Annotated in this window: 24 protein-coding genes and 1 pseudogene; 15 read left to right on the top strand and 10 right to left on the bottom strand. The window is 38.1% G+C overall.

Annotated elements, in window-relative coordinates; all coding sequences use genetic code 11:
- Positions 1 to 27: 27 nt before the first annotated feature.
- The 13 genes from BBH88_RS14255 to BBH88_RS14200 all read left to right on the top strand — a co-directional run bounded on the left by BBH88_RS14255 (position 28) and on the right by BBH88_RS14200 (position 13,918).
- Positions 28 to 795, top strand: a complete 768-nt coding sequence (locus BBH88_RS14255) for a tyrosine-protein phosphatase (RefSeq protein WP_006830909.1) — start codon at positions 28 to 30, stop codon at positions 793 to 795.
- A 127-nt stretch (positions 796 to 922) separates the two neighbouring features.
- Positions 923 to 2,758, top strand: a complete 1,836-nt coding sequence (locus tag BBH88_RS14250; protein ID WP_065536622.1) for a polysaccharide biosynthesis protein — start codon at positions 923 to 925, stop codon at positions 2,756 to 2,758.
- 194 nt (positions 2,759 to 2,952) lie between these two features.
- Complete coding sequence (locus BBH88_RS14245; RefSeq protein ID WP_065536623.1) at positions 2,953 to 4,356, top strand: oligosaccharide flippase family protein; 1,404 nt, start codon at positions 2,953 to 2,955, stop codon at positions 4,354 to 4,356.
- Positions 4,346 to 5,257 carry a glycosyltransferase family 2 protein gene (locus BBH88_RS14240; protein WP_065536624.1) on the top strand — a complete coding sequence of 304 codons (912 nt, stop codon included), beginning with the start codon at positions 4,346 to 4,348 and terminating at the stop codon, positions 5,255 to 5,257. Before BBH88_RS14245 ends, BBH88_RS14240 begins: the two co-directional genes overlap by 11 nt.
- Positions 5,254 to 6,510: an O-antigen ligase family protein gene (locus BBH88_RS14235; protein ID WP_065536625.1), complete on the top strand. Its 1,257-nt coding sequence runs from the start codon at positions 5,254 to 5,256 to the stop codon at positions 6,508 to 6,510. Before BBH88_RS14240 ends, BBH88_RS14235 begins: the two co-directional genes overlap by 4 nt.
- The gene (locus BBH88_RS14230) at positions 6,503 to 7,846 is read left to right on the top strand and encodes a phenylacetate--CoA ligase family protein (RefSeq protein WP_065536626.1); all 1,344 of its coding nucleotides are present in this window, start codon (positions 6,503 to 6,505) and stop codon (positions 7,844 to 7,846) included. The genes BBH88_RS14235 and BBH88_RS14230 overlap by 8 nt, the downstream gene beginning before the upstream one ends.
- Positions 7,847 to 7,910: 64 nt before the next feature.
- A complete protein-coding gene (locus tag BBH88_RS14225; RefSeq protein ID WP_065536627.1) occupies positions 7,911 to 8,969 on the top strand; it encodes a glycosyltransferase in 1,059 nt (352 codons plus the stop codon).
- Between the two features lie 26 nt (positions 8,970 to 8,995).
- Positions 8,996 to 10,006 (top strand): NAD-dependent epimerase, encoded by a 1,011-nt coding sequence (locus BBH88_RS14220; RefSeq protein WP_065536628.1) that lies wholly within the window; start codon positions 8,996 to 8,998, stop codon positions 10,004 to 10,006.
- Positions 10,006 to 11,286, top strand: coding sequence for a nucleotide sugar dehydrogenase (locus tag BBH88_RS14215; RefSeq protein WP_065536629.1), 1,281 nt, complete (start codon positions 10,006 to 10,008; stop codon positions 11,284 to 11,286). Before BBH88_RS14220 ends, BBH88_RS14215 begins: the two co-directional genes overlap by 1 nt.
- A 32-nt stretch (positions 11,287 to 11,318) precedes the next feature.
- Complete coding sequence (locus tag BBH88_RS14210) at positions 11,319 to 12,200, top strand: NAD-dependent epimerase/dehydratase family protein (RefSeq protein WP_065536630.1); 882 nt, start codon at positions 11,319 to 11,321, stop codon at positions 12,198 to 12,200.
- The gene (locus tag BBH88_RS19835) at positions 12,197 to 12,943 is read left to right on the top strand and encodes a glycosyltransferase (RefSeq protein ID WP_269148235.1); all 747 of its coding nucleotides are present in this window, start codon (positions 12,197 to 12,199) and stop codon (positions 12,941 to 12,943) included. Before BBH88_RS14210 ends, BBH88_RS19835 begins: the two co-directional genes overlap by 4 nt.
- Positions 12,944 to 12,963: 20 nt before the next feature.
- Positions 12,964 to 13,350 (top strand): glycosyltransferase, encoded by a 387-nt coding sequence (locus BBH88_RS19830; protein WP_269148234.1) that lies wholly within the window; start codon positions 12,964 to 12,966, stop codon positions 13,348 to 13,350.
- A complete protein-coding gene (locus tag BBH88_RS14200; RefSeq protein WP_065536631.1) occupies positions 13,343 to 13,918 on the top strand; it encodes a sugar transferase in 576 nt (191 codons plus the stop codon). The genes BBH88_RS19830 and BBH88_RS14200 overlap by 8 nt, the downstream gene beginning before the upstream one ends.
- Before the next feature lie 155 nt (positions 13,919 to 14,073).
- On the opposite strand, the gene BBH88_RS14195 is transcribed toward BBH88_RS14200, so the two are convergent.
- The 7 genes from BBH88_RS14195 to BBH88_RS14170 all read right to left on the bottom strand — a co-directional run bounded on the left by BBH88_RS14195 (position 14,074) and on the right by BBH88_RS14170 (position 20,253).
- Positions 14,074 to 14,877 carry an ExeA family protein gene (locus BBH88_RS14195; RefSeq protein ID WP_238323330.1) on the bottom strand — a complete coding sequence of 268 codons (804 nt, stop codon included), beginning with the start codon at positions 14,875 to 14,877 and terminating at the stop codon, positions 14,074 to 14,076.
- A gap of 16 nt (positions 14,878 to 14,893) precedes the next feature.
- A complete protein-coding gene (gene istB / locus BBH88_RS14190; RefSeq protein WP_197684175.1) occupies positions 14,894 to 15,646 on the bottom strand; it encodes an IS21-like element helper ATPase IstB in 753 nt (250 codons plus the stop codon).
- Positions 15,639 to 17,186, bottom strand: a complete 1,548-nt coding sequence (istA, locus tag BBH88_RS14185; protein ID WP_427596335.1) for an IS21 family transposase — start codon at positions 17,184 to 17,186, stop codon at positions 15,639 to 15,641. Before istA ends, istB (BBH88_RS14190) begins: the two co-directional genes overlap by 8 nt.
- A gap of 125 nt (positions 17,187 to 17,311) precedes the next feature.
- Positions 17,312 to 18,085, bottom strand: a complete 774-nt coding sequence (gene istB, locus BBH88_RS14180) for an IS21-like element helper ATPase IstB (RefSeq protein WP_006830734.1) — start codon at positions 18,083 to 18,085, stop codon at positions 17,312 to 17,314.
- The gene (locus BBH88_RS14175; protein ID WP_154669170.1) at positions 18,082 to 19,224 is read right to left on the bottom strand and encodes a Mu transposase domain-containing protein; all 1,143 of its coding nucleotides are present in this window, start codon (positions 19,222 to 19,224) and stop codon (positions 18,082 to 18,084) included. Before BBH88_RS14175 ends, istB (BBH88_RS14180) begins: the two co-directional genes overlap by 4 nt.
- Before the next feature lie 202 nt (positions 19,225 to 19,426).
- The gene (locus BBH88_RS20045; RefSeq protein ID WP_407946504.1) at positions 19,427 to 19,588 is read right to left on the bottom strand and encodes a transposase; all 162 of its coding nucleotides are present in this window, start codon (positions 19,586 to 19,588) and stop codon (positions 19,427 to 19,429) included.
- A complete protein-coding gene (locus tag BBH88_RS14170; RefSeq protein WP_065536634.1) occupies positions 19,540 to 20,253 on the bottom strand; it encodes a hypothetical protein in 714 nt (237 codons plus the stop codon). The genes BBH88_RS20045 and BBH88_RS14170 overlap by 49 nt, the downstream gene beginning before the upstream one ends.
- 133 nt (positions 20,254 to 20,386) lie before the next feature.
- Here BBH88_RS14170 and BBH88_RS14165 point away from each other — a divergent pair, with 133 nt between their 5' ends.
- Positions 20,387 to 20,611: a hypothetical protein gene (locus BBH88_RS14165; RefSeq protein ID WP_065536635.1), complete on the top strand. Its 225-nt coding sequence runs from the start codon at positions 20,387 to 20,389 to the stop codon at positions 20,609 to 20,611.
- 437 nt (positions 20,612 to 21,048) lie between these two features.
- Here the strand turns inward: BBH88_RS14165 and istB (BBH88_RS14160) are convergent, their stop codons facing one another.
- The 3 genes from istB (BBH88_RS14160) to BBH88_RS14150 all read right to left on the bottom strand — a co-directional run bounded on the left by istB (BBH88_RS14160) (position 21,049) and on the right by BBH88_RS14150 (position 24,212).
- On the bottom strand, positions 21,049 to 21,792 hold the full coding sequence (gene istB, locus BBH88_RS14160; RefSeq protein WP_065536636.1) for an IS21-like element helper ATPase IstB: 744 nt from the start codon (positions 21,790 to 21,792) through the stop codon (positions 21,049 to 21,051).
- Positions 21,793 to 22,091: 299 nt separating this feature from the next.
- Complete coding sequence (locus BBH88_RS14155; RefSeq protein ID WP_065536637.1) at positions 22,092 to 22,688, bottom strand: transposase; 597 nt, start codon at positions 22,686 to 22,688, stop codon at positions 22,092 to 22,094.
- Between the two features lie 3 nt (positions 22,689 to 22,691).
- A complete protein-coding gene (locus BBH88_RS14150) occupies positions 22,692 to 24,212 on the bottom strand; it encodes a YifB family Mg chelatase-like AAA ATPase (protein WP_269148254.1) in 1,521 nt (506 codons plus the stop codon).
- 598 nt (positions 24,213 to 24,810) lie between these two features.
- Between BBH88_RS14150 and BBH88_RS14145 the strand changes: the two are divergent.
- A pseudogene (locus BBH88_RS14145) lies at positions 24,811 to 25,107 on the top strand (UTP--glucose-1-phosphate uridylyltransferase); the annotation flags it as partial.
- Between the last annotated feature and the right edge of the window lie 151 nt (positions 25,108 to 25,258).

Below are 25,258 nucleotides of genomic sequence, written 5' to 3'. Positions count from 1 at the left end.
TTTCAATCACTAAAGGAGGAAATACCAATGATCGACACGCACGCCCACATCCTGCCCGGACTTGATGACGGAGCGGAAACGATGGAACAAACAAAACGATTGCTGGAAAAAGCTGTCGACGAACAACTGACTGGCATCGTTGCCACACCTCACGCCTTTCACCCGAACTTCAACACAAACCTCGCAGCGCTAAGGAAGCAATTAGAGCTGGTAAATAGCTATATCGCAGAAGAACAATTGCCAATCACGATTTACAGCGGACAAGAATGCCGTCTCGGTGAAAAGCTGCCAGAAAAACTAGCGGCTGGAGAAGCATTAACATTAGCCGGATCACGCTACGTCTTATTAGAACTGCCGTCATCTGGTATTCCAGCTTATACAGTTCCAATCATTCAACAACTCATTATGAAAAACTACGTACCCATTATTGCACATGCAGAACGCAATCAAGGCATTATCGAAAAACCTGAACGGTTGAAAAAACTCTTAGTTCACGGTGCGATGGCGCAAGTAACTGCAGGTTCTGTCGCGGGTAGTTTTGGTAAAGCCATTCAACGCACCGCCATGAGCTTGATCGATGCCAACCTGATCCACGTTTACGGCTCGGACGTCCATAGCCTCGATAAGCGGCCATTCTTGTTTAACGAAGGCCTCGATTACTTGGAGAAAAAGAACCAGCACGACATGGTCGACATTTTCCTGGAGAACAATGAGCGCATCCTACTGGATGATCATTTACATGTTTTAGAGCCGGAAGACATCCATAAAGGGAAATGGTGGAATATTTTTGCTTAAAACCTAACGAAAAAAGTATTATTTTGTTTATAAAATCCTATCATTTCTAATTCATAGTGTGTTAGACTTAAAAAGGATTTTTACCCATATATGAATATAGTACTGGATGTCGAAAGGATTGACTTGTATGTCTCTGAAAAATCGTGTTTCTCTCTTATTGATCGTCGACTCGCTGATTGTCTTTTTCTCTATTTTTGTCGGCTATTACTTGTTGCACCCTTATACAGATGTATTGCAAAACAAATTCTTGCTGGCAAGTGCGCTAACCATCTTTATCGCGCACCATGCCTTAGCGATGTATTACGGCCTGTACCGCAAAGTATGGGAATACGCTTCGATCGGGGAGCTGACCTCGATCTTCAAGGCAGTCAGCTGGTCGATTGTGGTCATTGGTCTGGTGCAATACCTCTACAGAGGCGACGTTTTATTGCGGGCATTAGCCATCACGTGGATGCTTCACTTGATCCTAATTGGGGGATCGCGTTTGTCGTGGCGACTGTTCCGTGACAAGAAAATCCGGCATAATGATTCAGAACTGAAACGCACCTTAATCATAGGAGCGGGAAAAGCAGGCACATTGGTAGCTCGTCAATTACTGGCCAATCCTGAAAATGGCTTATTGCCTGTATTGTATATCGATGACGACAAAAACAAGCAAGGACTTGATATTTACGGTGTCCGTGTGGTACATGGCAATACCGGGAACATTGCGGATATTGCTTTGGATAACCGGATCGATACCATCATTATCGCCATCCCGTCACTCGGCAAACAAGAAACCGCTGAGCTAATTCAAACGTGCATGGACTCAGGTGTTCGTACGCAAACCATTCCACTTATTGAAGACATTATGACCGGTAAAGTGTCGGTAACAGATATCCAAGATGTGAAAATTGAAGACTTACTTGGACGCGACGAAGTCAAACTTGATATGGACAAAATCGCTGATCAGTTGACGAGTAAAACCATTCTTGTAACTGGAGCAGGCGGTTCTATCGGTTCTGAAATTTCACGTCAAATCGCGCGTTTTGGCCCGAAAAAGCTGTTGCTTCTCGGACACGGAGAAAATTCGATTTACTTGATCGACATGGAACTGCGTCAAACAGTCGCACCAGACACAGAAATCATTCCCATTATCGCGGATGTCCAAGACCGTGAACGTATCTTAGATATCATGAATACATACAAACCGGATGTTGTTTACCACGCAGCGGCGCATAAACATGTACCGTTAATGGAAGGCAATCCGATGGAAGCTGTGAAGAATAATGTCTACGGCACGAAAAACGTCGCAGAAGCAGCCCATATGAGCGGCGTAGGCAATTTCGTCATGGTGTCTACAGATAAAGCCGTCAACCCGCCGAACGTCATGGGCGCGACCAAACGTTTTGCTGAAATGATTGTTCAAAATTTAGCTAAACGCAGTGACACGAAATTCGCGGCGGTACGTTTTGGTAATGTACTCGGATCTCGCGGCTCGGTCATTCCACTGTTTAAAAAGCAAATCGCAGCAGGTGGTCCAGTGACAGTAACCGACCCACGCATGACACGTTATTTCATGACGATCCCTGAAGCGTCACGTCTCGTTATTCAAGCAGGTACACTCGCTGAAGGCGGCGAAGTATTTGTTTTGGATATGGGTGAACCGGTGAAGATTGTTGACCTTGCTCAAAACTTAATCCGTTTGTCGGGTTATGCAGAAGGCGAGATTGGTATTAACTTTTCTGGGATTCGTCCAGGAGAGAAGTTGTTCGAGGAATTGTTAAATGATAACGAGATCCAGACAGAACAGATTTTTCCGAAGATTTATATTGGGAAAGCCAATCCGGTTAGTGAAGGCGAACTGACTTATTTGCTGGAGAAGTTGCCTGATATGCGGAATGATGAGGTTAAGGAAGTTTTGGTTGGGTTGGCTAATAGGAAAAATGTGGAAATATCGCCATTAGAAGTTAGGTTTATGTAACAGGATTTATAATTTAATTTTTTTAAAAAAATTTGAATCTCTTAATAAAAAATCTTGGTCGCCTGCCTTTATTCAAATTTCTTTCTATAATAATTGATTACCAAAATTCAGCAGAGTTCGAGTAGACAGACTATCGCATTAATTTGAAAGAAACGAGATATTTCAAGCTTTTCATTTAGATCAAAGGAGATATCATGATATATAACCATTCACTTATATATTTAATAGCTAAAGGATTACCAGGTATAGTAAATATCATATTCGTTAGTGTTATCACTAAAATAATAGCTCCAAATGATTATGGTATTTATATAACCTTAATATCATATATCGGTATATTTAATATACTTTTTTTCGAATGGATAAGCTCTTCTCTATTAAGATTTTACAAAGAATATGAAAAAGATGAATTTTTAGCAACATGTATGAAAATGTTAATTGTATCGAGTCTAATGTCTTTCTTAATAAGTTCTTTAATGTATGTAGCTTTCTTTACGGATGTATACAGTATAGGATTTTATTTAATTTTTTGTTTTAGTTTAATCGCACAAGGTCTTTTTAATTTCGCATTAACTTTTTACAGAGCAAAATTAGTTCCATTTAAGTTTCTTTTAATTAATTTATCAAGATCGTTTCTATTTTTTACATTGGCTATCATTTTAATTAAAATAACTGAAAATGGATTGATTATAGGCTTCGGATTATCTCTTTTAATACCGATTGTTATTCCTCTAAAAAAGTTCATATTTATTACTTATAGATACAAATTTAACAGACTATATCTTAAACAAATAATTGTATATGGCATTCCTTTGTTACCAGCACTTGTTTCATCAGCACTACTTTATCACTTAGACAGAATCATGATTTCTTCTTTTAAAGGTTATGACGAAGTTGCAGTTTATGCCGTAGCATCTACTTTTTCACAAAGTATTATAGTTTTATTTGTGGGATCAATTAGTGCAGCTAGTTTTCCTCTTATTCTTAAAGCCTTAAAGAACAACAATGGTGAAGTTGAAAGGGAGTTGAAAATCAACTTCACATTGACTTTAGCAACAGTTCTGCCTTTAGTAACTATTTTAGTTTTATATTCTCACAAGTTAACCTCTCTCCTTTTATCGCCGGTGTATAGTAATCAGCTCTTAATAATTCTACCTCTTTTTTCAATAGCGGCAATGTTGGAAACAATTAGAACAAATTATTTTGATATACCTTTCAAGCTGACGAATAATGTTTCGAAAAAGATTATTCCTGTAGTAATATCTTTAATATTCAGTATCTCTCTTAATTTATACTTAATCCCTAAATATGGAGTTTTAGGTGCGGTAATAACTGCTGTACTTTCCTATTCACTTGCATTAATCATAAGTTATTTATTAGGCAGAAAAATAATGAAATTACCTATACCTTTTAAAGAACTCTTATTTATTTTTGTAAGTTTGATTCCTCTAGTTTTTTTAACTTTGATAATAAATCCGACAGAAATTTTTGAAATAATTTTTACATTAGCAAGTGGAATAATCCTATATGTATTAATTTTTGTGTTAACAAGTAGAAGTTTATTCAAAACAAAAGGAGTTTTTAAGAATGGAAAGTAGTCCTTTTTTTACTATATTTATACCAGTTTATAACAGAGCGAATACTATTGAAAGGTTACTAAAAAGTATAGAGAGACAGACCTTTAGAGATTTTGAATGCATCATTATAAATGATGGCTCAAAAGATGATTCAGAAAAAGTTATAAATTCTTTGAAAAAAAAATTAGATTTTAAATTAAGATACTATTACCAGGAAAACAGTGGTAAGCATGTTGCGAGAAACAAGGCGCTCGATTTGGCCAAAGGTAAAATGTTTTTTAGTATAGATTCAGATGATGTAATGATGTCTGATTGTTTACAACTTTTATTTGATAGCTGGTTACCCGTGGATAATAATAAAGAATTTGCAGGAGTAGAGGGCAACTGTTTAGAATACGGGAGTTCTAAAATAATAGGTCAGGAATTTCCAAATAAACTTTTTGATAGTGATCACATAAGCACGAGATATACACATGAAATAAAAGGTGACAAAATTAGATGTATATTAACATCAGTTTTCAAAGAACATAAATTTCCAGTTTATGAAAATGAAAAATTTATACCAGAAAGTACTGTATGGAATAGAATCGGAAAAGCGTACAAAATGCGATATATAAATCATGCACTGGCACAAGTAGAATATCAAAAAGATGGAATATCCTCAAACAGCTTGAAATTTAGAACCGAAAATTCATTAGGATCATTCAATTATTATAAAGAGTTTTTAATTTTTTTTTCTCAAGATAAAAGAGTTAAAAAAAAATACATATATAAAAACAGTGTCAATTACTATAGATTTGGATTACACAATAAGATGACATTGAAAAAGTTATTTGTAGTAAAAGAGAAAAATATCTTAGAGTTTCCTTTAATATTATTAGGGATGTTAACTTACATCCGAGACAAGAAGAAGTTAAGATGAAGCTAAAAAAAATATTAGGATTATCACTGTTTTTTTGTACTTTTTATAGTTTAATAATTCCAGGGATTTACTTCACACTTTCTGACCTCTTTTTTACTATTCTTTTCACCATGCTTATAATTAAAAATTTCTCTGATAATAGTATTTTATATAATAATAATTTAAAAATGAGTTTATTTAGTCTCTCACTAATATTAGGTGGGTATCTAGTCAGTGGTATTTTCAATACAATTTCAATTGGTGATTATACTAGCATGTCCATTCAATACATCTTCGTATTTGCGATTTTAATGTATGTAATGAATAACTTTAAAAGCGATACCCTATTAAAACTAAGCGAAATGATCTTGCTGGGTATTAGTTTTATAACATTATTTTCTAGTTTTTTAAAGTTTTTTCTGCCATCTATTTATACTAACTTAATAAATCTTGGAATCTTTATTGGTGATGCGAGACTAGGAGGATTTATAGGTGCCAACGGATTGTCAAAAACAATAGTTTTATGTATACCTCTGCTTTATGTTTTATACACTAATAATGTAATATCCAGAAGAAAGACTTTTATTTATATATTGATTTTTATCTTTGGGCTGATTCAAGCAAGTTCTTTTGGGGGACTAATCTCTTTTGTAATTACTGCAGTGATTCTTTGGCTATTAAATAATATATTTATTAAAAAGACATTTCTCACAAACATTTTTTTATTGATAAAAAATGCAGTGATTGGTATATTTGTGGTTTCTTTTGTCTTGTTTATAAACAACTTTTTTAAACTAGAGCTTTTTAATGTTTTTAGTGAAAGAGTTCTTAAAACAATATTCCAGGAAAACATAAGCGAAGCGGGAAGTTTTAATATTAAATTTTCATTGATGGAAACGGGCCTTAACTTTATTCAAAGTTCACCAATTATTGGAATAGGTTATGGAAATTTCTCAAAAGAAAACGTCTACGAACAAAACATACATAATCTTTATATTAGTTTGTGGGTTGAAGGAGGACTATTAAGTTTTATCGGTCTACTATTATTTATTCTTTATTTCCTTTTTATATCTTTAAAGATTTTAATGAGTTCGAAAAATAAATACTCTATTAGTATAGGTATAGGTTTATTTGCACTTACCTTAGCTTTTTCTATCAATATTTTCACAGGTACCTCAGGGTATGTTAGACACACTATGATTCCATTAATTTTAATAGGCACAATTGCTTCTAGACAGCTGAAAAAAGTGAAAGAGGAGAATAGAAATGAGTAGAACATTATATAAACTAGCTAGCTTTGCAAAACCAGAATATATAAAAGAAGCGAAATTGTACAGAAATCTTAAAAATATGTCCCCAATGCAAATTGAAAAACTAGAAAAAAAAAGATTAAGAACTCTGTTGATACATGCTAATAAATATTCTGCCTACTATAACAACCTATTTAAAGAGAATTATATTGATTTGAATGCTAAGGATATCTATAAAGAGTACAAAAAAATTCCTTTTTTAACTAAAGAAATTATAAGAGAAAACCAAAATCAAATATTGTCTGTGCATGAAGCGAAAGGCAGATACGCTAATTTTTCTAGCGGATCTACCGGTGAACCTATCAAGATTTATCAAGATGATTACTATAAAAATAAAGTTCGTGCTACATCTAACTTTTTTGATACCATGGCTAATACAAAACCTGGAGATAAGACTATGGTGTTGTGGGGAGCAGATAAGGAAATAGATAAGTATGAGTCAAGCCTAAAAGTAAGAATTATGTCAAAGATTAAGCGACTTAAGTATTTGAATTGTTGGAAACTCGATGATTTGATAATGGAAAAGTATGTGGAAGAAATCAACAATTTTAAACCTATCCACATCTTGGGATACGCAGAAGCTCTCAATGAAATTTCTAAATACATCATAGAAAATAATATTAAAGTTAATACACCTAAAAGTATAATTAGTAGTGCTGGAATGCTAGATTTGAAAATGAGAGAAAATATTGAGAAAGCATTTAATAGAAAAGTATTTAACAGATATGGCAGTAGAGAAGTTGGAGGTATAGCAATAGAATGTGAATTACACGATGGTTTACATATATCCACATTCTCGAACTATCTGGAAATAGTTGATGAGAATGGAATAGAAGCTAGTCCAGGAGAAATTGGAGAAATTGTATTAACTTCTTTAAATAATTTTTCATTCCCATTGATTCGATATCGAGTAGGAGACTTTGGAAAAGAAAAAAATGGTGTATGTCCATGCGGAAACCCTTTTCCTTTATTAAGTACACTTGAAGGAAGGACCTCTGATTATCTAGTTACGAGTAATAAATTGAAGATAAGAATTCCTACCTCTATTTTCAGTCAAATACCAGAAATTGAGAAATATCAAATTATTCAAAATGAGTTAAGAAAAATAAATATTAGTATTCTAATAAATTCGAAAGAGGCAAATGACTCTGAGAGTTTAGAAATATTGAAAGAAAAGATTAAGGTTGTTGTTGAAGAATTTTCAGAAAATTCTTTTGATGTTGAAGTTAATTTTACAAAATTCATTAAACCAACTAGTTCTGGTAAACACCGGTATATTATAAATAATATACTTTCTTAAGGGGACGATAAATATTAAAATATTACATTTGATACCAAGTTTAGGGAGTGGCGGAGCAGAATCAATGCTTTCAAAGATTATAAGCAATAATAGCTGTGAAGATGTATCTATGTTTGTTATTACCTTAATAGATATAAACCATTACTATCAACAAATGACTAATACAGGTACGAAGATTTACTGTATAAATTTTAATAAAGGTTTATTAGGCCCTTTAAATATATTGAAAATAGTTAAGATAATTTATAAAGAAAAACCTGATGTTATACAAACTTGGATGTATCACTGTGATTTCATTGGAATATTTTTGAAAATTATATTCCCAAAAAAGAAGTTAATATGGAATATAAGGCATAGTAATCTTGTGAAAAATGTAGATAAATCTACTACAATATTTTTGGCGAATATCTTAGGTAAGTTAAGTTTTTTCCCAAATAAAATAATTTGTGGATCAGTAGCCGCATATAACTCCCATCTTAAAGTTGGTTATAGAGAAAAAAAACTAACCATTATCCCGAATGGATTCGATACAAACCAGTTTGCTCCTAACAATATGATTAGAAAAGAAGTTAGAAAAGAATTGGGTTTACTAAATGAGAACTTAGTAATAGGTCATATTGGAAGGGCAAATAAAATTAAAAATCAAATAGCATTAATTGAGGTTTTTTCTGAAATATCAAGAGAATATTCAAATTTGAAATTAGTACTCATAGGTAAGGGAATAAAAGAAAAATATCAAAACCATAGCTTAGTAATTGAAAATAAAAGTGTTATCTTAATTGACGAAGTTTCTGATGTCCAAAGATATTTAAAGTCATTTGATCTTTTTGTTCTTCCATCACTGAGTGAAGGATTTCCCAATGTAATTGGAGAAGCAATGGCTAGTGGAGTACCCTGCATTTCAACAAGAGTAGGAGATAGTCCTCAAATAATAAATAAAGAAGAATTGATAGCTATTAGGAATTCAAATAGTGACTTAGAAAAGAAAATTTTATATTGGTTAAACTTAGATAGTGAAACAAAGAAAGAATTAAAAATATATTCTAGAAACCGTATTATTAATACTTACTCTATTAATAAAGTTGTAGCTTTATATATTGATTTATATAGGAAAATAGCTTAATAAATAAAAAATTTGGAGGCAATACCATGAAAATATTAGTAACTGGGTCTGCAGGATTTATAGGATCTACATTAACCAAAAAACTTTTGGCAGAAAAGCATTCAGTTGTCGGAATCGATAATCTAAATGATTATTATTCAGTTTCTTTAAAAGAAGCACGTCTAAGCTTATTGGAGCACCCAAACTTTATTTTTTATAAAACAAATTTAGAGGATGACAAGGTAATCACAAATATTTTTGAAAAAGAGAAACCTGATGTTGTAGTAAACTTAGCCGCTCAAGCTGGAGTTCGGTACAGTATAGAGAATCCTCGAGCATATATTGATTCAAATATTGTTGGCTTTATAAATATTCTAGAAGCTAGTCGACACAATAAAGTTAAACATCTCATTTACGCATCATCAAGTTCGGTATATGGGGCTAATACATCATTACCATTTTCAGTTCATGACAATATTGATCACCCGCTTAGCTTATATGCTGCTACTAAAAAAGCTAACGAATTGATGGCTCATACATATAGTAGTCTATACGATATCCCAACTACTGGTTTAAGATTCTTTACTGTTTATGGACCATGGGGACGTCCTGATATGGCTTTGTTTATGTTTACAAAAAACATTCTTGAAGGCAAACCTATCAATGTATTTAACAATGGTGAGATGATGAGAGACTTTACCTATGTCGATGATATTGTAGAAGCGATAACACGTTTGGTCGAAAAACCAGCCCAGCCAAACCCTGAATGGACAGGAGAAAATCCGGATCCAGGTACAAGTTATGCCCCTTATAAAATATATAACATCGGGAATAACAGCCCAGTCCGTTTAATGGACTTTATTGAAGCAATCGAAGAAAAAACTGGCAAAAAAGCCATTAAAAACTTTATGCCATTACAAGCAGGAGATGTTCCGGCAACTTATGCAAATGTTGAGGACCTTTACAGAGATATTGATTTTCAACCAGAAACAAATATTAAAGACGGTGTTGGAAAATTCGTTGACTGGTATGTCAGCTATTATGGAGTGAAATTATAATGAATCGAAAAATTGGTATTGTAGGTTTAGGGTATGTAGGATTGCCAGTAGCAGTAGCTTTTGGAAAAGAACATCACATTGTAGGGTTTGATATTAATGCAAACCGCATCTCTACTTTAATAGGTGGAACTGACTACACAAACGAAGTAACTGACGCAGAATTGAAAGAAGTAAATATTGATTTTACAGCGGATGCTTTAAAATTAAAAGATACAGATTTTATCATTGTGGCTGTACCTACACCTATTAACGAGCATAACCAGCCGGATCTGACACCTCTTGTTAAGGCAACGGAAACTGTTGCTAAAAACATAACTAAAGGAACAATAGTAGTTTTTGAATCAACAGTTTATCCTGGCGCCACTGAAGAAGTATGTGTGCCGGTACTTGAAAGATTTTCAGGATTAAAATGTGGTACTGACTTTTTTGTAGGCTATTCACCAGAGCGTATTAACCCAGGTGACAAAGAGCATACTTTTACTACGATTACCAAGGTAGTTTCAGGACAAACTCCTGAAGTGCTTGATGTTGTCGCAGATACGTATGCCAGTGTAGTTAAGGCGGGAGTTCATAAAGCAAGTTCAATTAAAGTAGCAGAGGCTGCAAAAGTTATTGAAAATACGCAACGTGATGTAAACATTGCATTAATGAATGAATTGGCTTTGATCTTCGACCTTCTTAATATAGATACTGCTGAAGTACTGGCGGCTGCTGGAACTAAATGGAATTTCCTTAACTTTTCACCAGGTCTAGTTGGAGGACATTGTATTGGAGTAGATCCATATTATTTAACACATAAAGCCCAAGCTGTAGGATACCAACCAGATGTTATTTTAGCAGGACGCCGGATAAATGATGAGCTTGGCAAATATATTGCGAGAACATTAGTGAAAAAGCTAATCAAGCAGGGTATTGGTGTTCAAGGTGCAAAAGTTACTGTGTTAGGGCTGACGTTTAAAGAAAATGTTCCAGATTTGCGCAACTCCAAAGTAATTGATGTGATTCGTGAACTGCAGGAATATGATATTGAAGTACAAGTGACAGATGCAGAAGCTGGTTCAAAAGAAGCGGAGCGAGAATATGGAGTGACGTTAATTCCATATGATGAGCTGGAAAAAGCCGATGCTGTAGTGCTTGCTGTTCCTCACAGAGATTATGTTCAAAAGAGCTGGGCTACAATACAGTCACTACTGAAAAATGATAAAGGAATACTCGTTGATATAAAAAGTATTTTGCCGCTGCATGAAAAACCTAACAACATTGAATTGTGGAGATTATAAAAATCAAAGATTAAAGGAGATATGATATTTTAATGATTTTAATTACTGGATTTACTGGAAACACAGGATCATTAGTTTTAAAAAGATTATTGAAAATAACAAGCCCACAAGAAATAGTCGGTTTAACTAGAGAATCAATATCAGAAGAGTATTATAATATACATAATTTTATTGGGGATTTAAGCAATCCAGCATCAATTAATGAACTGTTTTCTAAATATCCTATCGATTCAATTATTCATATAGCTAATATCAAATACTCACCACTTTTATTGAAAAAAGCAAGTGAATTTAGAGTGAAAAAAGTAATTCTTATTCATACTACTGGAGTATATTCAAAATATAGAAGTTATAGTTCTTTGTATGAAAAAATAGAACAAGAAATTTTAGAGAATTCGTATATTAATACAAATTATATTATTTTGCGCCCAACAATGATATATGGTAATCATAGGGACCATAATATGCATAAACTAATTAATTTCATCAATAAAAGCCCGCTGTTCCCCGTATTCGGTGATGGGTCAGCATTGATGCAGCCAGTACACGTTGAAGATTTGGCGGACGTTACTATATCAGCCTATCAATCTGAATTGGTACTTAATGAGGATTTTGATATATCAGGAGGAAGTATTGTAACTTACAATGAAGTCTTATCATATATAATTAATGGATTGGATAAGAAGACAAAATTGGTTCATATACCTATAAAACTTGCTATTCTGGGTGCAAAAATTATCAAAAGAGTTGTGTTAAAACCCATTATATCTGTTGAACAGGTTGAACGCTTGCAAGAAGATAAGGCATATTCTCATGAAAAAGCTAAAAAATTATTGGATTATTATCCACGAAGTTTTGAAACTGGAATTTTACAAGAAATAGAGCTTCTAAAGGATAAGGGAATAGTCAAATGAAAATATTACAAGTGACAGCTGTAGATTTTACGGTAAAAAAGTTTTTATTGCCATTAGTAAATGATTTAGAAAGCAAAAACTATGAAGTTCATATAGCATGTGACGTAAATGAAATTGGACAGCAGCTAAGAAGTGAAGGATATGAAATTAAACATATTCCCTTTTCTCGTGACTTTAATTTAATAAGCCATTTAAAAGCTCTAATAAAACTCATCTCATTAATTAAAACAGAAAAATACGATATTATTCATTCACATACACCAGTAGCCAGTTTAATATCTAGATTAGCTGCTAAGATAACGAACGTGCCATTGAATGTATATACTGCACACGGTTTTTATTTCCATGAAAATATGAAGCCTATTGTTTACAAAATTACTTATGGAATAGAAAAAGTATGGAGCAAGTTTTTTACAGACTATCTTTTTTTTCAAAGCAAAGAAGATTATGAGTTGGCAATTAATAATAAGTTCAATAAACCTGATAGACTCATACACATCAACAACGGGGTGTCAGGAGAAAAGTTTAATCCAAAATACTACAATGAAAGCTTAATACGGCAAAGTTTAAATTTACAAGAAAAAAAAGTAATATTATTTGTTGGGCGATTGGTGGAAGAAAAAGGAATTAAAGAACTATTAAGTGCTTTTGAGATGCTCTCTTCTCGACATGATGATTTATCACTTTTGCTAGTTGGGGGGGAGTTACTGGAGACAGAGATGGACTTTCGCCTCAAAAAATAGTAGATAAAATGCCCGATTTTGTGAAAAAAAATATTCATCTAATGGGTTTAAGAGATGATATTCCGGAGATTATAGCAGCTGCAGATATATTTACTCTGCCCTCTTACCGAGAAGGATTACCTAGATCAATAATTGAGGCTATGGCTATGGGTAAACCGATAATAGCTACGGATATTCGTGGTTGTAGAGAAGAGGTAGTGGAAGGAATGAATGGTCTACTATGCAAAGTGAAAGATGCTAAAGCTCTTGCAGACTCTTTAGAAGTACTTATAATTAATGAAGAGAAAACTAAAAATTTTGGTATTCAATCTAGAAGAATATTTTTAGAAGAATTTGAAGAGCAAAAAGTATTAAATAGACAATTAAATATTTTTAATGAATTTCGAAAGGGAAAATTAGATGTATAATTTATCTAAGAGAATAATGGATTTCATTTTGTCATTGATTGTAATAGTAGTAGTGTCTCCAGTAATGATTGTGATTGCCCTTTTCATTAAATTTGATTCTAAAGGACCAATTATATTCAAGCAGAAAAGGCCGGGATTAAGAAAAGAAATCTTTACAATTTATAAGTTTAGGACTATGAAAACTGATACACCGAATCTCTCTACAGAAAAACTAGGGGATCCTTCTCGGTATGTTACAAAACTAGGACTATTCTTAAGAAAATCGAGTTTAGATGAATTACCCCAACTATTTAATATTTTATTTGGGGAAATGTCAATTGTCGGCCCACGTCCTGCTTTATATAACCAAGAGGATTTAATAAGTTTAAGAGATGAAAATGGTATAAATAATTTAAAGCCTGGTTTGACTGGTTATGCTCAAGTTAAGGGACGAGATAATATTACCGATATAGAAAAAGTAAGATATGAAGAATACTACAAAAGAAATATGAGCATGTGGCTGGATATTAAGATAATTTGGTGGACCTTTAAGAGCGTACTAAAGTCAGAAGGAGTAAGAGTAAATTAGTTCAGACTTATGCTAATATGGACTATTTAAAATGGAAAAAATACATTAGTAACTGTTATTGACGCCTGATTTTGTCTAGAAATTGACATTTCTTTTTGTCCCAAACTTGACGGCTTTGTTGTCCGAAAAATAGAGGGAAACGAGGGGGAACTAGTCTAGGCCAGTTCTCCCTCGATCACTTTCTTCACCATACGGTCGTCGATGATGCGGTTTCCATTCTGTGCCGCAAATAACAGGCAGTGCGTTGCCAACTTGTTGATCAGACGCGATGCGCCACTAGAATAATTGAACACCTCGTCAATCGCGGATTTACTGAAGATGTCACTTCCGACACCTGCGTAAGCGAGGTGCTGGATCATGTATTGTTCGGTCTCTGCACGGTCGAGATGATGCAGCCGGAATTGGATATCGATCCGCTGCCGGATGGCCGCGAATGACTGAAACTGAAGGCAATCCCAAAGTTCGGTCTGTCCGACCATGATCAGCGCCATCAGGCTTTGCGCGTCCATCCGAAAATTCAGGAGAAACAGTACCTCTTCCAACATCTCTCGATCGAGTAAATGGGCTTCATCCACCACACAGACAGGCGTCAGTTTGTGAATGCCTTTCATCAGCTCGATTTCGCGATGCAACTGGCATTTGGCATCGCCTCGGTAGAACTTCGATTCAAGTCCCAATTGCTCCAACATGCCTTTGTAGAAATGCCTCGGTGTCAATTTGGAGTCTGATAGATAAAGCAGTTTAAATCGCGATGGATCCAGTTGATCCGTGAAGCGCCGGATTGCAGTCATTTTGCCGAGCCCGCATTCTGCGGTCATGACCGCAAAAAGTTGTAGTTCTGCGGCATAGTTCAAGCGGCCAATGATTTCTTCCAATTGATTGGACTCGTACAGTTCGGCCGTCGGGATGTCCCACGAGAACGGCTGTATTTCGCAAATGAAAATTGAGCCACAACGCAATTTAATTTTGAGCCACTTATGAATGGTTGTTTTCGAGCCATTTTTTCGTTTCTCTCATTCGATAAGAAGGACCTACCATATTCACCACATGTGATTTGTGCGTCAGCCGATCCGTCAATGCTGCAGTCAAAATGGGGTCATGAAACACTTCCTCCCATTTCGCAAACGATAGATTACTTGTGATAATGGTCGAGGATCGCCCTGCACGCAAAGATAAATGCGTAAAGAGTAATTCAGCGCCTTCTTTATCGAAGGAAATGTAGCCCAATTCGTCAATGATGACAAGGTCGTACTTCTCAAAGCGCAATTCGAAAGAGCGCAAGGTCCGTTCGGACCTACTTTCTTTCAATTGATTGATCAAGGAAGAGACACTCGCAAAATATACCTTGTAACCAGCCAAACAGGCTTCTACTCCTAAGCCGATAGCCAAGTGGCTCTTGCCGGTGCCAGGGGAACCGGTCAGAATCACATTCTGCCCAGCTTTAATGAAATCAAGCGTCTGTAAGTTGGGCAGTTTTTGTTGCGCATCTGTGGGCAGCGCTTGGATCTCAATCTCCTCAAGCAGTTTCTTCTCCGGAAAGTTGGCACGGCGGATCCGTGTTGATTTCGATCGGATCCAACGGTCTTTCTTTTCTTTTGTTAATAATGTATATAACAGCTCGATTGCAGCTGTCGTTTCTTCAAATCCTTCATCTTCTTCAACCAACTCACGGATCCCCGGGAGTCGTAATTCTTTGCACATATCAATGACTTGTTGCTTTTTATCCATTTTCAAGCACTCCTTCATCGACTTGTTTGAACATCGCTGAAAAGGCTTGGATGTTTTGAAGCGCCTGTTCGACTGTCTCATCTTTTTGTAGAGGTACCGTAGGTACTAAATCTGTTTGTTCGCTCAGAAAAATCAGCTTTTCGGTCGTAACTTCACCGAGGCCTTTTATCTCAATCTGTCGTGCAGCGGTCATCACGTTATCCAACTGATTTTTCTCTCGTACATAGAGGAGTAGCTCTAGAAAATCTCTCTCTTTTCCGATATAATGGTTTTCGAAGAGTTTTTTAATTTGATTTGGTGCTTGGCTCAAACATTCACTTTGAGCTAAAGCGCCTTTTTTCTTTGTGAAGGTTTTTATGTAGTGATAGAGATTCATTTCCCATTGATGGACACCCCAATTTCTCCGATGTTCTGCAACGAGTTCGCCTTTAATAAAGAGCCGGACTGCATCTGCGCTGACCTTGGCACGGATCCATGCGCCTACATTGCCCTCGGGTACGGAGTACCGATTTTGTTTAATCATGACGGTGCTGTATTTATCTACCCGACATTCCAAGACTTCCGAAACATCGAATGGCAGAGGGAGCGACTCTTGAGTAGCTGTTGCTTTTTCTTGCTCTTTCAATTCCACATGAGCGATCTTCTTTTCGTGGTGGATTCGTTTATTGAGCGATTGAATCGTTTGGCTTAGACGTTTCCGGGCGTCTTCCAGGGAAGCGAACGCAATATCATATGAAAATGCTTTTCTGCGGACAACCTCGACACTCCGTTCTACGTGTCCTTTCTGGTTTCCTTTTCTTGGCTCGCAGAGCCGTATCCGGAATCCGTAATAATTGGAGAGGTTGATCATTCCATCCGTGATCTTCCGGTCTGTTCCGACAAACGATTTCACCACGGTTCGCATATTGTCGTAAGTGAAAACAGATGGGACGAAACCTAAGTGGTCAATCAGCTTGGTATGGGCATCCTGCACACAGATCATCGTCTCGGATTCATAAAGCAGCGCAAATCGGTAATTGCTGTAAGCCAAGGTGAAAACCGCTAAGGAATAGGATTTCTGTTTCCCATCAATTACTAGTTTTACTTCTCCCCAATCAAATTCTACTTCCCAAGCTGCTGAATAGCGTTGCCGAATAAAAACCTCTTTCGCTCGCATCTCCTCGATATTGACGAAATTCCGAACCGTCGTATAGCCGATGTCATATCCTTCTTCTTGCAGTTTTTCATACATATCAATCTTTTTCATTTGTTGCTTGCTCATGTTGTTTTTGCGTTTCCATTCATTGTCTTGAATGAATCCTCTGAGCCTGTCTATAATCTCCTCTGTCATTTTGCGTTTTACCCCATCCCTTTTCTTGTAGGAGGGAGCCGATAAGATATCCTCTGTAACCGGCAGGTTACGGACATCGGTTGCCTTGCTCTTCTCAAAAGCTTCGATGTATTTTGAAACGGTGTTTCTCGAGACCTTCACTTCTGTGGATATTTGTCTTTGGCTGACATCTTGAAGATGCAGCTGAATCACCTGTTGCTTCTTGTTCAATGTGATCACTCCTGTTTCCCCCTAACAATCATGCTAGGGTTTATTTTCCTACAGAAGTGGCTCAGTGTAACCGTCAAGTAGAAATCAACAGTTTTCCAAAAATAAGTTCCAACAGTTTTCACCAATTAAGATTCAACACCTTGATTGCTGAATAACGTTTTTCGATATCTCATCCGGATACTGTCTTGCGTCTCGTCGAATGTGAGAATCTCGCTTCTGTGAAGAAGGCGATCTAAAATGGCCGTCGTTAAGGTCGGATCCCCTAAGAATTTGCCCCATTCACCTGGGCCTTTATTCGAAGTCAAAATGAATGCCGCTTTGTCGTACATTTCATAAATGAATTGGAAAAACAGGTGAGCCTCTTGAGGCTCATAGGCCATGTACATCACATCATCGATGATGATCAAGTCAGATGCGGTAATGCGTTTATATCTGGTTTTGGATTTGCTGGTGTATTCTTTGGATTTTAGGACATAGATCAAGCGCTCCATCGATATAAACGACACCTGATACCCACGTTCGATGGCGTGGATACCTAAGGCAGTCGATAAATGGGTCTTACCGGCGCCTGTCGGCCCCATCATGATTAGCGTGAAGCAGTCATCAATCCAAGACAATTCCTTTAGCACATTCAGCTGCTTTTCTCCGATGGCTGTCTGTTCCTCCAAGCGGAAATGCTCAAATGTCAGTAATTCAGGGAACTCCGCCCATTTCATTAGCTTCTCGCTGGTTTTTCTTTCCCGGCAACGCATTTCATAGCTAAGCACTTCATGGATAAACTCATGATAAGTCCATCCTTTTGATTCGGCTTCACGAAGGAAATTCGGCAATTCTTTGGCCGTCTCTGCCAATCGCAAGGTTCGGCACTTTTCTTGTAGCCCCTCGTAGGGATGACTCATCGCTGCTCACCTCCTTGAAGGACGGAGAGGTAAATGTCCGCTGTCCGTTCGGGAGCCACGAGGTCTTTGTATTTCTCATTGATCGTGCCCACTTTTGACAGGTTCTTTTGTTGCTGAATCTCTAACGAGCTGGCGATGTCCCGTAAATCATTCGCACTCGACAATTTGAGACGTTTCAACTCATGCAGCGCTTCATCGACAAAGTCTGGGTAGTTTGCGATAACGGATTGCACAACCTTCAACTGATCGATTAAATGACGCGGGTATCTTTCGGTCAATTGCTCAATTAACCAGTCGGCCATTTTGGTATCCGTCAACTGTTCTTGAATCTGTTCGATCAATAAATCTCGCTTGATCGTATTCCGTTCTCGGTGGGATTCTTCGGAAATGAGTTCTCCTTTGCCGGTCGCCAGTGGGTGCTTCGCTAAAACCTCTCCGTGTTGCTGAAGGCGGATGTACAAGTAGGCGCCATCGCTTTGAACATAGACAATGTTCGGTGCCCCTTTTCGGTAGGTACCGCGCGGTACACTGTAACGGTTGGCGTCAAAGCGAATGACATTGTCAGGGCCAACATCTCTTGTTATACTCGAAGTGAAAACTTTTTCAAAAATGTAAGTACCAGAGACCTTTTGCAGGTGTTCCTTTTCCAGGGCGTGCACCTCAAAGGGTCTTTTTTTAATATTGTGATGGACTTTGTAATTGCCGGTCCGTTTAAGCCACTTCATGCAGGCATCCTGCCAATCGATTAAATTGGCAAACGTGCGGTTTTTAACGAAATTGTATTTTACATATTTGATGACTTGTTCGATTTTCCCTTTGGACTGCGGATCCGATTTCCGGCAAAGGTAGACTTTGAATTTTCGCGTCTGCTGGTACTTGGTAAATTCGGCCGTCATAATCAAATCTCCGGAATTCTCACTGACCATTAATAGCCGGTCTTGGTCGTAAACGATTTCTCGGGACATGCCCCCAAAATGGCGAAAGGCATTCTCATGCATATGTATCAGATCGCTTGCCCGGAAGGGCCGGTCCAAGAACTCCACATACTTAAACCTCGAATGCGCCAGCACAAAACCGATAAAATACAGACGTTTGAAAGTACCATCGGTTGTCAGTACCTTTTTCTGCCCAAAATCCACTTAAATTCGCGCCCCTGGGAAAGAAACAATTCTACAGTATTTTGACAATTCACGACAATTGCATGACAAAGAAACTCCATTCGCGTGAACACAAGGTTCCAGGTGATGGAGTTTTGACGTTTATGCAGGAAGCGGAATTGTCATGAATTGTGCGGTTCCCTGGGAACAAGGAAAGTAAGCGTCCAATAGGTTCTTTCCAACGTTAGTTGAATTTTCGGGCTTCTAGTAATAGAAGCTTATTTCGTAGAAGAGCGAAACTATTGCGGCCATACATGATTCGCTTGATGGTTTTCAATTTATTGACACTGCCTTCAGCTAATCCGTTACTATAGGGAAGTGTACAGGCATTTTCAACTGCCTTGATATCTTTTTTATTCCATTTAGGAAACTTTTCAATTCAGCTAATTCTAGGCTTTCCGTCTCTGCAATCCATGTATGGATGATCTCTTTCTTACCTGATTTAAGAATCTTTTTGAAATCCCAAATTAGATCGAGTAATGTACCTTTCAATGGATACTTCTGAATAATATTTTCAACTTGTTCAAAAGAAATATCTTTCACTTTGTCAAGTGGCTTGTAGAGTAACTTTATCAGCCACTTTCTCTCAATAACCTCTGTGGCATCAGTAGAGGCTTCTTTTTTAAAATCTCTTCCCATTCTTTTTTCTTTCGCAATGAATTGTCTAATCGCCGCTTCTGAGCCCGTGTATCCTTTCTGACAAATGAAAGCATGGATTTCTTTATATGTGGTTCCTTTTGTCCGCAAGGTCAGCACTTCATTTCTGAAAGGAGATAATTTCCCAGGCCGCCGTACGCCGTATTGACCATTAATTGGATTGAAATTAGGAGCTAAATAATTGGTTATGGTCTTATGGGTATAGCCTGTTTCGTCGTAAGCGTCCAATAGCGAGCACGTTCTAATAGAAGATTTTTCATGAGATACTCTTTTCAGATTTGAATTTCTGGGAGGGGTTTTTTTTGAAAAGAAAAGAGAAAGAATTGTATTGGACCGAGCAGTGCATACAGCCACTTAATAGAACCACCTGTGCCATATTTTAGAACCACTTCGGACAAAAAATAGAACCACTTAAGACATGAGAGAACCACTCCTATATAATTAGTTTGCGGAATATTCCGTAAATTGATTGTGTAGGAGGTTTTTTATGATCAAATATCGAGAGATTCTACGGCTGGATGCTCAGGAGGTATCCAAACGTGGAATCGCAGCCAGTTGTAAGTGTTCAAGGAATACGATCACTGAAGTGCTGGAACAGGCAGAAAAGAAAGGGATTTCCTGGCCCTTGCCAGAGGATCTCGGAGACAGAGAACTTCAAAAGCTTCTTTTTCCCGAGAAGCATGTGAAAGATGAAAGATACTTGCCTAATTAAATTCGCGTCCCTGGGAAAGAAAAAATTCTACAATATTCTGACAATTCACGACAATTGCATGACAAAGAAACTTCATTCCCGAGAACACAAGGTTCCAGGTGATGGAGTTTTGATGTTTATGCAGGAAGCGGAATTGTCATGAATTGTGCGGTTCCCTGGGAACAGGCATCGTTGATAAACGTAAGCGTCCAATAATCAACACGTTCTAATAGCAGGTTTTCCATGAGATACTCTTTCCAGATTTAAATTTCTGGGAGGGGTTTTTTTTGAAAAGAAAAGAGAAAGAATTGTATTGGCTGGATCAAATGAAGAAGGACAAGCTCGAGAACCACTCGTGCCATAAAATAGAACCACCTCGGACAAATTTCAGAACCACCTCGGACATCTGAGAACCACTCATAAAATTAAGAAGGCCGCCCATAGGCGGCTTTTTATACTTATGACTGAATCCCGATCCTTTCGCGCATGGAAATCTTGCCATCAATAAAAATGGAATGCGAACTATGGATGACCCGATCAAGGATGGCATCGGCGAGCGTTGCTTCCCCAATCTGTTCATACCAACCGCTCGGTTCAAACTGCGAGCAGAAAATGGTGGAGGCATTCTGGTATCTCGATTCGACGATTTCCAGTACATCTCGAGCTTCATACTCGGTCAATGAAACAAGTAGCCACTCGTCTAAAATTAATAAATTTACCTTTCGGTAAGCTTTCATGATCTTTTGATACGTTCCATTTAATCGAGCCAGGGCCAGTTCATCCAGTAATTCCGGCAGACGCATATATTTGGCCGTATAACCGTTTCGGCAAGCACTGACGCCAAACGCACATGCTAGATAAGATTTCCCGTTTCCAGATGCCCCTTTTAGGATGACGTTCTGTTTTTCACCGATGTAATTGCAGCTGGCTAAACGTAAGATAGTGGTACGATCCAGCTTGCGGTCTTCGTAATAGTGGATGTCTTCGATGCAAGCGTCTGGCATACGCAAATTCGCTGTACGGATCAGCCGATCCAACTTGTTGTTCTTCCGGCGGATGTACTCGCTGTCGATCAATAAATTGAAGCGATCCTCGAAAGACAGCTCCCGGTATTGAGGGTCGTTCATTTGGTTGTAATAGGTGTCAGCTATAGCGTTCAGGCGCATTTCGTTTAGTTTGGTGATCGTAGATTCAATGGTCATTTATCTTTCCTCCCGTAGTAGTCTGCCCCTCTGACAAATCCATGCTCTTTTGGAAATTCGCGCCCCAGGGAAAGAAACAATTCTAAACGATTTTGACAATTCACGACAATTGCATGATAAAGAAACACCATTCCCGTGAACACAAAGTTCCAGGGGATAGTGTTTTGCTGTTTATGCAGGAAGTGGAATTGTCATGAATTGTGCGGTTCCCTGGGAGCAGGAAAGGAAAAAGGAAAAGAAAAGAAAAAACGACAAAACAGCAACAACTAAGAAAAGAGCGGATAGCTCTGTCGCTCCCTTCATGGATCAAACCATTCTGAATGTGGATCTTCTTCCGCAGTCTGTCGGTAACTCAAGCAATAGACGCAATACGCCGTATTGGTTTTAGCAAACGGTTCCGGCAACAATTCCTTTAACAACTGCCGGTTTAAAAAAGTCGGAGCGTCTTTCTCATCATCTACATATAACGGAAACGAGCTATACGGATAGAGTTCCAGTTTTTCCACCATCGGTACTTTCGTCTCAATCGGATTGCGGTGAATATAACTGCTGACGGTTAGCAAACCAAGTCGGGAATCGACTTCTTTGGCGAAATAGCGTTTCTGGTAAATCTGCCCGACATGCCCATACCGTTTTGAATAGGAGATGCTGTAGCGCTTATTGATACGCTGCATGATTTTATCCAATGGGTCCCGGACAGGTTTCAGCAAAAAATGATAATGGTTCGTCATGACACAATAAGCCAACATCGTGAATGGATACTCAGCATGGACGTGCAAAAGCGTACGCTTGAGCTCAAACATATCTTCTTTTGTTTTGTAAATCGGTTGCCGGTTATTGCCGCGCATGATGACATGGTAATAGGAATGCGGATTGAACTCGCGTTTTCGTGTCATGGCTCACCTCATCAGCGAACTGTGGGTACGCGAAGCACTGATTTTCCACTCGAGCGCTTCATCGACCGCCATGTCCGTGACCTGATCGTCGCCTGCGACGTCCGAAATCGTCCGTGCCAGCCGCAGGATTTTCATCGTGGAGCGGCTGCTCAGTTTTTCCTGGAAACTGACCGTCTCAATCCGTGCCAGTTGTGCTGGGCTGAAATGGGTCTTTTCCTCAAACAGCTTAATCGGCACAATGGCATTGGTGTAATTGGCGCCGTAACGGATTCGCTGGCGAGTACGTGCAGCCGCTGTCAGCTTGCGCAGTTCTTCGGACGTGACGGCAGTTGGTTGTGCCAACACACCCTGATTTTTCATCTCCAGCACAAAATCCACCCGGTCGATGATGGGGCCGGTGATTTTCTGCATGTACTTCAACCGTACTTTGTCCCCGCACGTGCAATATTTTTCATGAGAGCCGTAATAGCCGCACGGACACGGGTTGGTCGCGGCGATCAAGTTAATTGCTGCCGGAAACTGGTCAGATCCTTCAACGCGGTTAACCACGGCAAACCCGCTTTCGAGTGGCTGCCGTAACGTATCGATAACGCGCCGCGGAAAATGGCCTAATTCGTCCAAGAATAACACTCCGCGATGCGCCAGCGACATTTCGCCCGGCTTCGGGTACCGTCCACCGCCAATAATCGCACCTTCTGAAGAAGAATGATGCGGACTGCGAAACGGTGGACGCTCGGATAACGACCGTGCTTGTTTAGCCAGTTGATAAATGCTATACACTTCTAAAATCTCGTCATGTGCCAAGTCGGGCAAAATCGTATGAAACGCATTCGCTAGCAAACTTTTCCCACATCCCGGTGGACCGCTCATCAATACGTGATGACCACCAGCCGCCGCAAGCAATAGCGCGCGTTTCGCCTCGTCGTGACCGCGAATCGCAGAGAAACACACATGAGGAACTTTTTCATGATCTTCGTAAAATGTTTCGGGTGTTAATAGCGTGAGGTCTTCATCAAACAAGGAAGGTTTTCCGCTTAAGTGGGAAAGTAAAGAGGGCATGTCCGGCATACGAATCAATTCAACATCCGCAGCTTGCGCAAACAGGGAGATTTCAATAGGTGGAATGTAGATGCGTTTAAAACCGAGTAAAATGGCTTGGTGAATCGTTGGAATCATACTGTGGAACGTCGTCAGTTCGCCGTTCAACGTCAATGCGGCAATAAAGCAGGTCTTTTCCGGTATCTCCAACGGTTTTTTCGTCATCGCTTGCAACACCGCCAAAAGCATCGCCGCGTCATACGAAGTGCCTTGCTTTTTAACATCGGCAGGGGATAAGTGAATGGTGATTTTCTTCATGTCGATGTCTTTTTTTAGTGCATGTAGGCAATTCAGAATCCGTTCGCGTGACTCCTTGATCGACACATCTGGCAAGCCGATGATGATGCATTGTTCTTTGTCTTCCCGCACGGTCGCCTCGACCCGGATCACTTGGCCGGAGAGGCCGCTCATGCCGACACTGTAAATATAGTTTGATATACAAATCCCTCTCTTCTAAATAAATTATCCAGCAATACCAGTGTAGAGGAAAGCGAAGTAGTTGTCGAAATATTTTATTAATTAAATTTCTCTCTATTACAAAATAACAATATATATAAATGCACCACATACAACAACGGTTTGCAAAAAAAAATACATAACGGTTTAGCCATGATTATACATGGAGAGGCGAGCGTGATAGCCTGCTTGGGCAAAGGCGAAACTTTAAAAAGACTGGCTTCTCAGCTCGTGAGTCATAATCGTATAGGCTCCATGTCAAATTAACTTGAAGTCTGTACTAGCTATGAATAAAGCTTTGCAATGCTCTGCACTCGTTTTTGCAAAATCAAACTTCTCTGCTTATACAATTGTCAGAACAGGCTACATGTTTTATTGTTAAGAGAATAAATCGCGTCCCAGGAAAAGAAAAAATTCTACATGATTTTGACATTTCACGACAATTGCATGACAAAGAAACTCCATTCCCGTGAACCCAATAATTCATAATTATAATTCATAGTTCGCGTCCCTGGAAAAGAAACAATTCTACAGAATTCTGACAATTCACGACAATAATTGTGCGGTTCCCTGGGAACAGGCATTAATGGGCCGTTATATTCTGACTCCAGAAATCTTTGACTATTTAGGAGAGCATCAACTAGGTGCAGGTGGAGAAATCCAGTTGACGGATGCGATTCAGAAACTCAACGAAGTGCAGTCTGTTTATGCTTATGAGTTTGAAGGACAGCGGTTTGATGTGGGCGAGAAGTTCGGCTTTATTGAGACGACGATTGAGTTTGCTTTGAAGCGTCCAGAGCTGAGAGATCAGTTGCTGGAGTTGTTTGAAAAGAAATTGCTGGAACAAAAAGTTTTGACTAAGTAAAATACGTTCAATATATGAACAAGTCGATTTGGAATTCAAAATTCCTCATTTACTTGTTTTTTTATTTGATAAAAATATGTATTTTATTATTTTGTAAACCTTTTTAATTACGCTATATACTTATTTGTAGGCACAAAGTATAATATCTAAG

The organism is Planococcus antarcticus DSM 14505, assembly GCF_001687565.2.
Classification (GTDB): Bacteria; Bacillota; Bacilli; order Bacillales_A; family Planococcaceae; genus Planococcus; species Planococcus antarcticus.
This window is presented reverse-complemented; position numbering and strand designations above follow the sequence as displayed.

Coding starts and splice junctions, on each gene's coding strand:
- istB (WP_065536636.1), bottom strand. CDS start 21,792: ATGACCATTGAATCTACGATCACCAAACTAAACGAAATGCGCCTGAAC.
- istB (WP_197684175.1), bottom strand. CDS start 15,646: ATGGATAAAAAGCAACAAGTCATTGATATGTGCAAAGAATTACGACTC.
- BBH88_RS14225 (WP_065536627.1), top strand. CDS start 7,911: ATGCTTTCAAAGATTATAAGCAATAATAGCTGTGAAGATGTATCTATG.
- BBH88_RS14215 (WP_065536629.1), top strand. CDS start 10,006: ATGAATCGAAAAATTGGTATTGTAGGTTTAGGGTATGTAGGATTGCCA.
- BBH88_RS14230 (WP_065536626.1), top strand. CDS start 6,503: ATGAGTAGAACATTATATAAACTAGCTAGCTTTGCAAAACCAGAATAT.
- BBH88_RS14220 (WP_065536628.1), top strand. CDS start 8,996: ATGAAAATATTAGTAACTGGGTCTGCAGGATTTATAGGATCTACATTA.
- BBH88_RS14210 (WP_065536630.1), top strand. CDS start 11,319: ATGATTTTAATTACTGGATTTACTGGAAACACAGGATCATTAGTTTTA.
- BBH88_RS14245 (WP_065536623.1), top strand. CDS start 2,953: ATGATATATAACCATTCACTTATATATTTAATAGCTAAAGGATTACCA.
- BBH88_RS14250 (WP_065536622.1), top strand. CDS start 923: ATGTCTCTGAAAAATCGTGTTTCTCTCTTATTGATCGTCGACTCGCTG.
- BBH88_RS19835 (WP_269148235.1), top strand. CDS start 12,197: ATGAAAATATTACAAGTGACAGCTGTAGATTTTACGGTAAAAAAGTTT.
- istB (WP_006830734.1), bottom strand. CDS start 18,085: ATGAGTCATCCCTACGAGGGGCTACAAGAAAAGTGCCGAACCTTGCGA.
- BBH88_RS14255 (WP_006830909.1), top strand. CDS start 28: ATGATCGACACGCACGCCCACATCCTGCCCGGACTTGATGACGGAGCG.
- BBH88_RS14235 (WP_065536625.1), top strand. CDS start 5,254: ATGAAGCTAAAAAAAATATTAGGATTATCACTGTTTTTTTGTACTTTT.
- BBH88_RS14240 (WP_065536624.1), top strand. CDS start 4,346: ATGGAAAGTAGTCCTTTTTTTACTATATTTATACCAGTTTATAACAGA.
- BBH88_RS14200 (WP_065536631.1), top strand. CDS start 13,343: ATGTATAATTTATCTAAGAGAATAATGGATTTCATTTTGTCATTGATT.
- BBH88_RS14155 (WP_065536637.1), bottom strand. CDS start 22,688: ATGACACGAAAACGCGAGTTCAATCCGCATTCCTATTACCATGTCATC.
- BBH88_RS14165 (WP_065536635.1), top strand. CDS start 20,387: ATGATCAAATATCGAGAGATTCTACGGCTGGATGCTCAGGAGGTATCC.